Raw genomic sequence first — 12457 nt, forward strand, 5'->3', positions numbered from 1 at the left:
AATACTATCCTGCAAAAACAAACTATAATCTATTTAAAGAATTAAATTTTTTTTGTTTTTTTTATGACGCTAACTATATCAAAATCAGCATTATTTAAAAATTTTTCCTTTTTTTTCCTTTTTTTTAAAACCAACTATATTCATTTTACGTAAATCAGTCACGAACGTAAAACAATAAACCATTATGATTAAAAAACAATTACTATTAATTTTAGCAGTAACAACACTAGGATGTGTTAATACTGCTTTTTCGCAGAGTCCAATAAGTGGGTTTATGCAAGGAAAAGGAAAAGGAAATGTATCAATTTCTTACAGCTATGAAAAATATGACAAAGTATTTTTTATTCCTGAAGAAGTAGATGGAGTCCCCGTTTTTAATGAAACAAAAATCTCCAGTACTTCAATTTATGCAACTTATGGGATTACTGACCAAGTTGATGTGGTATTAGTATTGCCATATGTAACTGCAAAAGGTAATGCAACGCAAGAAGTACTAACAAATTTGAACTTAGAAAACGAAAGAAAAGGTTTTCAAGATGTATCTGTATTTGTTAAATACAGTCCTTTTAATTTTAATTTTGGTTCATCTTCATTACGCCTTATTGGTGCTTTAGGTTTAAAAACACCATTAAGTAATTATAAAGTTGAAGAAGGTTTTCAATCAATTATTGCAATTGGTAACAGAAGTACTACAGTTAGTACAACTGGAATGGCAATGTTCAGAATGGATTCTGGAGTATTTGCTTCAGCGCAGTTAGCAGGAAATTATGCATCTAATGATGTTCCTAATTCTTATGCAACAGAGCTTAAAGTAGGTTATGCTGCAAAATACTTTTATGGAGATGCTTTTATCGCTAATCAAAAATCTACAGGCGGTGTTGATATCTTCGGTGAAGGTTTCGCAGGTTATTTCCCAATTACAAAAGTAAATTACACAAAGATAGGTTTAAACCTATACACCCCCCTTACTGAGGCCTTTGGTGTTTCTGCGGGAGCAAGCACTTTAGTAGCCGGTAGAAACATTGGTAAATCGACTGGTTTTTACGGTGGATTAGTTTATAAATTTTAATTAAAAAAACGAACAAAATGAAAAATTTAAATATAAAAAGTGTCGTTTTAGCACTATCTTTAATTGCAACTCTTGTTTCTTGTGATTCAGAATATAAAGACGAAACTCCAAGTATAGCTGGTATTGCAGTTGCTAATCCAAATTTCAGTACACTTGAAGGCGCTGCAGTTCAAGGCGGCGTTGTAGGAGTTCTAAGTAATAGCAATCCTAATGATCCTTCAGGACATTATACTGTTTTTGCCCCTACAAACGATGCTTTTGCAAGATTAGGATTGGTAAACACTGGTAGCTTAGGCGGTTTACAAAATAGTTTCTTAACGAATACATTATTATATCATGTTTCTAATGGTGATTTACTAGCCAATCAAATCATGTCAGGAAGTACTTCTGCATCTGCATTAACAATTAATAGACGTTTTATAAGTAGAGGAAATGATTTATATATTAATGGATCAAAAATTATCCTAACAGATGTAAAAGCTAGTAATGGGACTGTTCATGCTATTGACAAAGTAATGATTGCTACAGGTGTTGACATTGTTGCATCGGCGATATTACTAAAAGAAGCTAAGGTTTTTAAAACACCAGAACTTACTTTCTTAGTACAAGCGGTTATTACTTCTGGTTTAGCTCCAACTTTAGCTGATCCAAATAATAATTTTACCATTTATGCCCCAACAGATGCTGCTTTTATAGCTGCAGGTTTTGCAACTGTACAAGATGTTGCTAATACGCCAGCTGCTGTGTTGCAACAAGTTTTATTAAATCACGCTATCGGAGGAGGAAAATTTACTTCAGAGCAAACAAGTACAACTGCTACAACAGCTGGAGGAGGAACATTATCGTATAGTCCTTTTTTAAACGGAGTCTTTACTGTTAAAAGTAGAGGAATCACAGCGCCCGCAAATATGGTCATTCCAGATATTCAATGTAATAATGGTGTAGTGCACGTTATAGATAAAGTTTTACTACCCTAATTACTTTATATTAGTCTAAATAACCGATAAATATTTTTTGATTAATTAAAATAACAGTTGCGAAACTAGTTTTGCAACTGTTAAATTTTAAAAGTTTTAATTTCAATACACAAAAGAAACCTTTGAGCAATTAAATAAAAACACTGTCTAAATGAATTTATTTACAAATTGAATAAAAGGTTTTATGAAAATCATAATTTGCTACTATCGCTAGAACGGATATTTCAAGGTTTCGCAAAAAGAAGATACTGAAAATTTAACGTTTTTTAAAAAGTGTCACTAGAACTAAAAACTATATTTGCTTTTAGCATAATGAAAAAAAAAAAAATAATGAAAAAAATTGCCTTTACATTAACAGCAGTCATTCTTACAGCGGTAGGATGTAAATCGAATGAAGAAAACTTAAAATTTACGGACAAAGTTGAAAATGCACACCATAAACAAGAGTTTTTAGCTAAAGAAGCGGTGCAATTTAATCTAAAATTAGAGTTTGGAGGAGAAGAAAGAATGGATGCCAAATTTACAATTCTTACCAACTCAACTAAAGGAGTTATAGAATATAAAAATGGAGCGAAAATCATTTTTGACAAGGATAAAGTGTTTTACTCTCCTACAATTCCAAATGAAAAATCCGTTCGGTTTGATACATTCACATGGAGTTACTTTTTCTTATTTCCAAATAAATTAAATGATCCAGGAACGATATGGAATACGTATGATAATACAGAAAAAGATCATGAAAATTATGTGACAGAAAAGCTAACCTTTACATCAGGAACAGGCGAAGCACCAGATGATTGGTACGTAGTTTATGCTGATAAAACAACGCATTTAATCGAAAAAGCAGCTTATATCGTTAGTATAAATGGCGGTAAAGAAGCTGCAGAGAAAAATCCACATGCGATTCAATATTTAGAATACAAAGCCGTTGACGGTATTCCTATGGCAACAAAATGGATTTTCTGGGGATGGCAAGATGGAAAAGGTCTCACTGATGAATTAGGACATGCAACGCTAACAAATATCAAATTTGTTAAAGCAGATACTAACTATTTTACACCTGGTACTGACTTTAAATCGAAATAGAACCTTTGATTTTAAAGGATTAGCTTTAAATATCAAGGGATTAGCTTTATATTAAATACATAACGAACAAATTCATTTTTATGGAACATATTGTCATCATAGGTAACGGAATTGCGGGAATTACGCTCGCGCGTCACATTCGGAAAAAATCAGATTCAAAAATTACAATTGTATCTTCTGAAAACGAGTTTTTCTTTTCTCGAACCGCTTTGATGTACGTGTTCATGGGACACATGAAGTTTGAGCACATGCAACCTTATGAAAATGATTTTTGGAAAAAAAATAAGATTGACCTAGTTCAAGGAATGGTTACTGACGTAGTTCCTGATGCAAAAGAAATTGTATTATTGAACAATGAAAAGATAGGCTATGATAAATTAGTGCTGGCAACAGGGTCGAAACCCAATAAATACGGATGGCCAGGACAAGATTTAAAAGGGGTTACCGGTCTATATCACAAACAGGATTTAGAAGCTTTAGAGAACTGGGCTCCCACAACAAAGCGTGCCGTAATTGTAGGTGGAGGTTTAATTGGTATCGAATTAGCCGAAATGCTGCGTTCTCGAGATATCCAAGTCACTTTCCTAGTTCGTGAAAAAAGTTTTTGGGATGGTGTTTTGCCTTTCGGCGAAAGCCAAATGATTAACCGTCATATTTTAGAACATCATATCGATTTGCGTTTGGAAACTAATTTGGTAGAAATTATTTCGGACGAAAAAGGACATGCCAAAGCAGTTGTTACAGATAAAGGAGAGACTATTGATTGTGAAATTGTTGGCTTAACAGCTGGCGTTTCCCCTAATATCGATTTCCTGAAAAATTCTGGAATAGCACTGGGAAAAGGAGTCAAAGTGAACCGTTTCTTAGAAACGAATATTAAAGATATTTATGCCATTGGAGACTGCGCTGAACAGCACGAAGCTATTGATTTACGCAGACCAATAGAAGCCGTTTGGTACACTGGCCGTATGATGGGAGAAGTATTAGCGCAAACATTAACCGGCACACTTACCGCTTACAAGCCGGGGCATTGGTTCAATTCGGCTAAATTTTTAGATATTGAATATCAAACTTACGGCTGGGTTTGGGCTACAGCCAAAGAAAATGAGGAACAGTTTTATTGGGAACACCATTCTGGTAAAAAAGCAATCCGAATTTCATTTGACAAAAATGACCGAACTTTTTTAGGCATCAATATTTTTGGAATACGCATGCGCCATGAGTTCTTTGACAAAGTGCTCACGAACAAAAAAACTATTGATTATGTCGTTGATAATCTGAAAAAAGCCAACTTTGACCCAGAGTTTTATACTTCATACGAAACCGAAATACAAAAACAATTTAGTAGCCAATACGTTAGTGTAAAAACAATATAAATATGAGTAAATCAGTCACAAATATATCTATCGCCTCTCATGAAAACATGCAAATGGACGGAATCCAGAAACTAGGCATTGCACTTGGATTACTAGGTTTGTTCATTATGACACTAGCCTTATTAAATGTTTCCTTTCCTAACAAATCGATTTGGCTAGCAGGATCTATCATCTCCATTTTCACGGGAATTATAGTCTATGCTAACAGAACGTATCTAAACCAGCCTGAAGGAATAAAAAACAACGGTATATGGCATACGAACTTTACCAATAAAGGAAGTTGGGCTTGGATGACGGGTATTATACTGACTGCATTTTATATTGTTTTGTACTGGTTTCCACAATACTTGGGACTGAATCAAGACGGTGGTGTCAATACAGGGATTGTTGGATTTTTTGATCCTTTAAGTTATATTTTGAATGGAAAAGCTTCTAGTCAGTGGTTTGTATACGGAACATTGTATACCGTCGCCATTCTAGGTTTGGGTTATAAGTTTATTTTAAAGTACAGACACAATAAATACCAGTTAGTACGTACTCTTTCGGTAATGTTTTTTCAGCTGGGATTCGCTTTTCTAATTCCTGAAATACTCGAAAAATTAAACCCTGAAAAAGCGTACTTCGCGAAAGATTTAAAAAACATGTGGCCGCTTAATTATTATTTCTTTAATGATTGGCATTTAAAAAACATGCTTGAAGGAGGGAATTTAGGAATGTTCATGTTAGTATTTGGGATAGCGATGATTTTTATTATCTCCCCAATTCTAACCTATTTTTATGGAAAACGTTGGTATTGTTCATGGGTTTGCGGTTGCGGTGGTCTAGCAGAAACTGCTGGCGATAGCTTTAGACATCTATCAAGTAAATCAACCGTATCTTGGAAAATTGAGCGATGGATGATTCATAGCGTTCTTGTGTTTTCGTTTGTAATGACTATTGCGGTCATCTTTACTTTTTTGTCTAATAACCCTGAAATGAGTTTTATTACTAAAGGGCAATTCATCTGGGGTATCGTGATTTTTCTAGCTGTTTTCACTACGACTTTATATGTTTTCAAAAGAAAAGATTTGGACACAGATGCTATTTATACTATGGTTTCGTTAGTAGTAATAATTATTATATCTTTGCTCCTCAATTATTTTTATGGAAATCAAAACATTCTGTTTTTAGATAGTAATACACTGAGAGAATGGTATGGGTTTGCAATAGGAGCTGCATTTAGTGGCGTTGTAGGAGTTGGGTTTTACCCAATTTTAGGAAACCGTGTGTGGTGCCGTTTTGGCTGCCCTATGGCGGCAATATTAGGGCTTCAACAACGCTTATTCTCAAGATTTAGAATTACTACTAATGGCGGACAATGTATTTCATGTGGAAACTGTTCAACATATTGCGAAATGGGGATTGATGTTCGTAGTTATGCTCAAAAAGGAGAAAACATCGTTCGTTCCTCCTGTGTAGGATGTGGAGTTTGTTCAGCAGTATGCCCACGTGGAGTGCTAAAATTAGAAAATGATACTCCTGCGGGAAGAATCAACTCTAACGAGATTTTACTAGGAAATGACGTTGATCTAATGGACTTAATAAATCAATAATAATTAAACAATTTCAAATGAAAAAAATTACTTTAACGCTATTCTTTTTGGGTTTCTCCCTTATTTCTCTTGGACAAACTCCTCAAATATTTTTTGAGCAAACTACAGAATTTTTAAAGAAAAATGTAACTGAAGAAGGTAAAGTTGATTATTTTACCATCAAAAAAAGCCCTGGAGAATTAATCTATATTTTAAGCAATATTGAAAAACTAGATACTAAATTTAGTGACAAAAAATTTGCTAAAGCATTCTGGATAAATGTTTATAACCTTGAAGTAATTAAAGCTGTTATAGAGCATTTTCCATTAGCATCTGTAGAAAAAGTACCTGGATTTTTTGATACAACGACTTTTACTGTTGGTAATCAACAATTAACACTCAATGATATTCAAAATGTAATTCTTAGAGATTTATTTTTTGATCCAGCGGTACATTTTACATTGGCAAGTGGTGCAAATGGTGGTGCGCCGCTTTTAAACACTGCTTACTTACCCACTACAGTTGATGTACAAATCAAACAACGAGCTACTCTGGTTATTAATTCTAAAGAATATTTTTACATTAATAAAGACCTAAAAGTAATTGAACTACCTAAAATATTTGAGTGGTACAAAAAAGACTTTGCCGTAAACTATTTTAATGAAATCGATTTTATAAATCTGTTTTTAGAAAAAAAGGTAGACAACAAACTAACGGTTAAAACCTATGACTTTGATTGGTCTTTAAACCAAAAATAACTCCTAGAAAAGAGTCTTTGCTTGACCATTACTAAACTTATACAAATGATTAAATCTGTTTTCATAATAATTTTACTTTATTTTTTGCCAGCTTCAGGGCAAAAAATATACTTTAAAAATTATTATGAAAACGGAAATATGAAGTCAGAAGGATGGCTTTATGAGAATCAAAAAGTAGATTACTGGTTTTATTATTATGAAAATGGCACTAAAAAAGAAGAAGGTCACTTTGAGGATAATAAAAAAATTAAATGGTGGATCTTTTATGATATTAAGGAAAGCATTCAAAAAAAAACTGAATTTAAAAATAATGTACAAGAAGGACTTTGTATAATTTATAAAAACGGATCTATTATTAAAGCAGAACAATATACAAACGGAGTAAAAAGCAAAGAATGGAATTCTCTTTTAAAATACAAAAGAGATAATCCCTGATAAAAAGATTGATGAATAAAATTAACGTAATTATTCCTGCTTACAACGAAGAAAAAGCGATTGCAAATGTCATTCATGATATTCCAAATTGCGTTTCTGAAATAATTGTAATCAGCAATAATTCTACAGACAACACAATTCAAGTAGCTAAGGATGCGGGGGCAACTGTACTCGCTGAAAGTAGAAAAGGATATGGTTATGCCTGTTTAAAAGGGCTGGAGTATATTGCCCAACTGGAAACAAAACCAGATATTATCGTTTTCCTGGATGGAGACTATTCTGACTATCCAGAAGAACTAACTAAGCTAATTGCTCCTATTGTAAATGATGACATCGATTTTGTTGTTGGTGCTAGAGTTGTCTCTTTAAGAGAAAAACATTCGATGACGCCACAGCAGGTTTTTGGAAATTGTTTAGCAACAACTTTAATGAAAAACTTCTTCAATGCGACATTTACAGATTTGGGGCCATTTAGAGCCATTAAATATGAAAAATTAGTCGCTTTGAATATGGAAGATAAAACATACGGATGGACGGTAGAAATGCAACTTAAAGTTCTAAAACAAAAAATGTCCTACGTAGAAATTCCTGTTCGTTATAAAAATAGAATTGGAGTTTCAAAAGTGTCAGGAACCGTAAAAGGGAGCATTATGGCAGGAGTAAAAATAATAGGATGGATTTTCAAATACACCTTTAAATAATAGCATGCTACTACTTTCTTATATCATTGTAATTTTATACAGCATTTCGATTTTGCTTTTATTTTTATACAGTCTAGCTCACTTTAATTTACTGCTAAACTATCTAAAAAGTAAAACGAGTATCGATCAGTCTATACAATTTGACTTGTCAAACGCAAATGAAATTCCCTCCGTAACCATACAACTACCTATATACAATGAGAAGTATGTAGTGGAACGCTTACTAACTACCATTGCACAAATGGACTATCCAAAAGACCGATTGGAAATTCAAGTTCTCGATGATAGCACTGATGATAGCGTACTGGAAACGGAAGTGATAATAAAAAAAATTATACAGTCAGGATTAGATATCAAACACATTAGACGCACCAATAGAACGGGTTATAAAGCCGGGGCATTGAAGGAAGGTTTGCTTAGCGCCAAAGGAGAATTTATCGCTATTTTTGACGCTGATTTTGTCCCTCAAAAAGATTGGCTCTATAAAACGATTCCCTATTTTAAAAATCCAAAAATTGGGGTGGTCCAAACCCGCTGGGGACACCTGAACCGAAATTATTCTGTATTGACAAAAATTCAGGCTTTTGCCTTAGATGCCCATTTCACTTTAGAACAGGTAGGGCGAAATTCAAAATTGCATTTCATTAATTTTAATGGAACCGCCGGAGTATGGAGAAAGCAATGTATCCTAGATGCGGGCAACTGGGAAAGTGATACTCTTACTGAGGACTTGGACTTGAGTTACCGTGCTCAGTTAAAAAAATGGGAATTCAAATATCTAGAAAATGTGGTTACTCCTGCTGAATTGCCTGCTATTATAAGTGCTACACGTTCCCAACAATTTAGATGGAATAAAGGAGGCGCCGAAAATTTCAGCAAAAATGCTACTCGAGTATTACAATCAAAATCTATTGGATTTAAGACGAAAGCACATGGAATATTGCATTTATTGAATAGTTCTATGTTTTTAGCTATTTTTACAATGGCAATCTTAAGTGTTCCAATGCTCTACATAAAAAATGAATTCGCCGTATTTGAAAAAGTATTTGACTTGTTAATCTTTTTTATCATTACTTCTATCCTCTTTTTTATCAGTTATTGGGCAACATACAAAAGTATTCATGGAGGAGGTTTCATGAACTTTTTAAAATATATTACTTTATTCATCACATTCTACACTATTGCAATGGGATTTTCATTTCACAATACCATCGCAGTGCTGGAGGGTTTGTGGGGCAAGAAAAGTGAATTTGTACGCACTCCAAAATTGAATATAGAAACACTTAAAGAAAAATGGAGCCAAAATAGCTATATTTCCGATACTATTTCAAAAAACACTATTGTTGAAGGAATATTAATTCTTTACTTTATTTTTGCAATGTATAGTGCTTTTCTATTGAATGACTACAGCTTGATTGCCTTGCATTTAATGCTTTTCCTAGGGTTTAGTTTTGTATTTATCAAATCGATCCAAATTAATAAGTGAGTTTTAATGCTTCAAATAATAGGAAGTCCTATGGCTTTTTTACACTAAGCCTCCTTATCTATGCCTATATAGCTTATGTTTTAAATCGAGCTGATTTTCTATATTTAGTGATTTCTTATAGTTTTTTGTTTGTCTCATTTTATCAAATTATAAAGCTACAAAAAAACAATCTTTCTTTTTTAATTGGGGCAGCACTGTTATTTCGATTGGTTTTTCTATTTGCGTTACCCCGATTATCTCAAGATTATTTTAGGTTTATATGGGATGGGAACCTTATCCTTGAAAATATAAATCCCTATTTGCAGTTGCCAAAAGATCTAATCAATCAAAGCAAATTTGCTATTCCGAATGCCTATGATTTGTATAAAGGAATGGGAAGTTTGAGCGCTGGGCATTACTCCAACTATCCACCTGTAAACCAATTCTTATTTGCCATTGCAGCCTTTTTTAGTACGCAATCTATACTAGGAGCAGCAATAGCGATGAGACTACTAATTATTGCGGCAGATTTTGGAACATTATATTTCGGCAGTAAATTACTTGTCAGTTTAGGAATGGAGAAACACCGCATTTTCTGGTATGTACTCAATCCATTAGTTCTTATTGAGCTTACTGGAAATTTACATTTTGAAGGAATCATGCTCTTCTTTTTTGTTTGGGCAATGTACCTCTTAGAACAAAATAAATGGAAATTAGCCGCCTTAATTTTGGCATTGTCTATTTCCGTCAAATTATTACCATTATTATTATTACCGCTATTCTTAAAAAAATTAGGTTGGAAAAAGGCTATTTCATTTTATACTATTGTTATTGGTGTAAATGTGCTGCTCTTCCTCCCCTTTCTTTCGAAGGAATTAATTCAGAATTATAGCGAAACCATAGGCCTGTGGTTCACTAATTTTGAATTCAATGCCAGTATTTATTACGTCATCCGTCAGATTGGATTTTGGATTACCGGATACAACATCATTCATATCACGGGAAAAATTATTCCCGTTTTTATGATTTTTTATATTGCTTTTCAAGGTTTAAAGGAAAAAAACAAAAGCAGTATCGCACTTTTCAACAGTATATTATTGGTATTGACTGTGTATTTTTTTACTGCTACGACAGTACATCCTTGGTACGTAATTAATCTTATTTTGATTGCTGTTTTTGCATCCTACAAATACCCTTTTATATGGAGTTACACTATAATTTTAAGCTATAGCGCCTACTCTCACATAGAGTTTGCTGAAAATTATTGGTTAATTGCAATCGAATATTTAACGGTTATCCTTTTTCTTTTTTATGAAAAAAGGAAGATTTTAAGGTCTGGAAAAAGAGTATATTTGAATTTTTAAAATAAAAAAGGCAAAATTCATGGACCTGATTAAAGAAAATTCAAAATCCATTTTAGAGCAATGGGTCAATCAATTTAGTGATGAACTCTATTCTTGGGCATTTTTTAAAACTTCCTCCAAAGAAGTTGCCGAAGATCTAGTACAAGACACTTTTTTGGCTGCATTTCATAAAATAGATAGTTTTCAAGGCAAAAGCCAACCTAAGACCTGGTTGTTTTCAATACTCAATAATAAAGTGATTGATTATTACCGATTGAGTGCCCGAACGACTAAGAAAAACTTCAGTTTGACCGAAACTAGTGGCTATGAACTTTCTGATGGACTTTTTAATAGTTATGGATGCTGGAAAACTAATGATATCAATGCCGTTTGGGATCAAGAGCAGGAATTACTAGACAATCCTGATTTTAATACGATCATGGAAAAATGTATGGATGACCTGCCACAGAAATGGAAATTAGCCGTAACATCCAAATACTTAAGTGAGAAAAAAACAGAAGCCATTTGTCAGGAATTAGAAATTACTACGTCTAACTATTGGCAGATTGTTCATAGATCCAAGCTGCTTTTAAAAAAATGTCTAGAATTAAAATGGGTTTAATCAAACTTTAATATTCGAAGAAAATGAATACAGTAATGAGAATATTGTTGAGACCCTGTAAAAAGACAACAGAGTTAATCGACAAACAAATGTTTACTCCTTTAACGATAAAAGAAAAGATACAATTACAGGCTCACAAAGCCCTATGTCAAACTTGTAATACCTATGAAACCCAATCTAAATTAATTGATGCACTCATAGGAAAATGGTTTGCCGCTGACTCTAACAAAAAAACTTCTAAATTAGACGAAGAGAAAAAAAATAAAATTATTGAAGAGATTAAAAAAATCTAGTCTGATATAATTTGTCAGGAAACAGTACTAAGTGTGTCTATACCAGTAATACAAACCAGTGTATAAAAACATGAAAATGATTGCTGCTTTACTTTCCAAAAAGAATCCGCTTATGCTGGGTTTTTTAATCAGTTTAATGGGTGCATTACCTTTAGGATACATCAACATTATCAGCTTACAAATTTTATTAGAACAAGGAAACTGGGCATCACTTTCATTTATTCTAGGAATTATTTCAGTCCAATATTTTGTACTACAATCAGTAAATAAAATTTCAGGATGGCTCGTTAATCAAGAAAAGTTGCTGCTACTAATTGACCTTTTCACAATTCTATTCCTTTTGGCAATTGGACTATACTTCATGAGTAATACAGCTAGCCATGAAAACAGTAGTTTATCTTATTTTAAACTGGCACAATATCCCTTTCTATTAGCCCTATTTCTCAATGGTTTGAATTTTATCCAATGGCCGTATTGGTCGGGGATTTATATCTATCTTTTCAGAACGGCTAAATTAGATCCCAAGAAAAAAACCAACACTATATTCATTCTAGGAGCTGTGCTGGGAACTAGTTTGGGAATGTTTGTTTTTGCCCATTTTGGACAATTTTTAATTGTATCAAATCAAATAAAAATGACTACTTACCTTAACACGATTTTTATGGCTCTGTTCTTATTTTTAGCGTTGGTCCAAACGGTGAAATTTATTTTAAAAATAACTTATTACGCACCGTAAAAAATAGAATACGACTGTAAAGTAA

At 33.1% G+C, this 12457-nt stretch carries 13 protein-coding genes; all 13 read left to right on the forward strand.

The window, feature by feature from the left end:
* Positions 1 to 184 precede the first annotated feature (184 nt).
* Complete coding sequence (locus BMW63_RS15905) at positions 185 to 1069, forward strand: hypothetical protein (protein WP_074724449.1); 885 nt, start codon at positions 185 to 187, stop codon at positions 1067 to 1069.
* 17 nt (positions 1070 to 1086) lie between these two features.
* On the forward strand, positions 1087 to 2046 hold the full coding sequence (locus BMW63_RS15910; RefSeq protein ID WP_074724450.1) for a fasciclin domain-containing protein: 960 nt from the start codon (positions 1087 to 1089) through the stop codon (positions 2044 to 2046).
* A gap of 330 nt (positions 2047 to 2376) precedes the next feature.
* Positions 2377 to 3132, forward strand: a complete 756-nt coding sequence (locus tag BMW63_RS15915) for a DUF6503 family protein (protein ID WP_074724484.1) — start codon at positions 2377 to 2379, stop codon at positions 3130 to 3132.
* Positions 3133 to 3212: 80 nt separating this feature from the next.
* Positions 3213 to 4508: an NAD(P)/FAD-dependent oxidoreductase gene (locus BMW63_RS15920; RefSeq protein WP_074724451.1), complete on the forward strand. Its 1296-nt coding sequence runs from the start codon at positions 3213 to 3215 to the stop codon at positions 4506 to 4508.
* 2 nt (positions 4509 to 4510) lie between these two features.
* Complete coding sequence (locus BMW63_RS15925; RefSeq protein WP_074724452.1) at positions 4511 to 6100, forward strand: 4Fe-4S binding protein; 1590 nt, start codon at positions 4511 to 4513, stop codon at positions 6098 to 6100.
* Positions 6101 to 6117: 17 nt separating this feature from the next.
* Positions 6118 to 6837, forward strand: a complete 720-nt coding sequence (locus BMW63_RS15930; protein ID WP_083380524.1) for a DUF547 domain-containing protein — start codon at positions 6118 to 6120, stop codon at positions 6835 to 6837.
* A 45-nt stretch (positions 6838 to 6882) separates the two neighbouring features.
* On the forward strand, positions 6883 to 7272 hold the full coding sequence (locus BMW63_RS15935; RefSeq protein ID WP_074724453.1) for a toxin-antitoxin system YwqK family antitoxin: 390 nt from the start codon (positions 6883 to 6885) through the stop codon (positions 7270 to 7272).
* 11 nt (positions 7273 to 7283) lie between these two features.
* The gene (locus BMW63_RS15940; RefSeq protein ID WP_074724454.1) at positions 7284 to 7973 is read left to right on the forward strand and encodes a glycosyltransferase family 2 protein; all 690 of its coding nucleotides are present in this window, start codon (positions 7284 to 7286) and stop codon (positions 7971 to 7973) included.
* 4 nt (positions 7974 to 7977) lie between these two features.
* On the forward strand, positions 7978 to 9459 hold the full coding sequence (locus BMW63_RS15945; protein ID WP_074724455.1) for a cellulose synthase family protein: 1482 nt from the start codon (positions 7978 to 7980) through the stop codon (positions 9457 to 9459).
* 305 nt (positions 9460 to 9764) lie between these two features.
* A complete protein-coding gene (locus tag BMW63_RS15950; RefSeq protein ID WP_245744997.1) occupies positions 9765 to 10802 on the forward strand; it encodes an MptA/MptB family glycosyltransferase in 1038 nt (345 codons plus the stop codon).
* A 19-nt stretch (positions 10803 to 10821) separates the two neighbouring features.
* Positions 10822 to 11403 (forward strand): sigma-70 family RNA polymerase sigma factor, encoded by a 582-nt coding sequence (locus BMW63_RS15955; protein WP_074724457.1) that lies wholly within the window; start codon positions 10822 to 10824, stop codon positions 11401 to 11403.
* A 23-nt stretch (positions 11404 to 11426) separates the two neighbouring features.
* A complete protein-coding gene (locus BMW63_RS15960; protein ID WP_074724458.1) occupies positions 11427 to 11696 on the forward strand; it encodes a hypothetical protein in 270 nt (89 codons plus the stop codon).
* A 70-nt stretch (positions 11697 to 11766) separates the two neighbouring features.
* Positions 11767 to 12432 (forward strand): hypothetical protein, encoded by a 666-nt coding sequence (locus tag BMW63_RS15965; RefSeq protein ID WP_074724459.1) that lies wholly within the window; start codon positions 11767 to 11769, stop codon positions 12430 to 12432.
* Positions 12433 to 12457: the final 25 nt, after the last annotated feature.

This window comes from Flavobacterium frigoris, from assembly GCF_900111075.1.
Classification (GTDB): domain Bacteria; phylum Bacteroidota; class Bacteroidia; order Flavobacteriales; family Flavobacteriaceae; genus Flavobacterium; species Flavobacterium frigoris.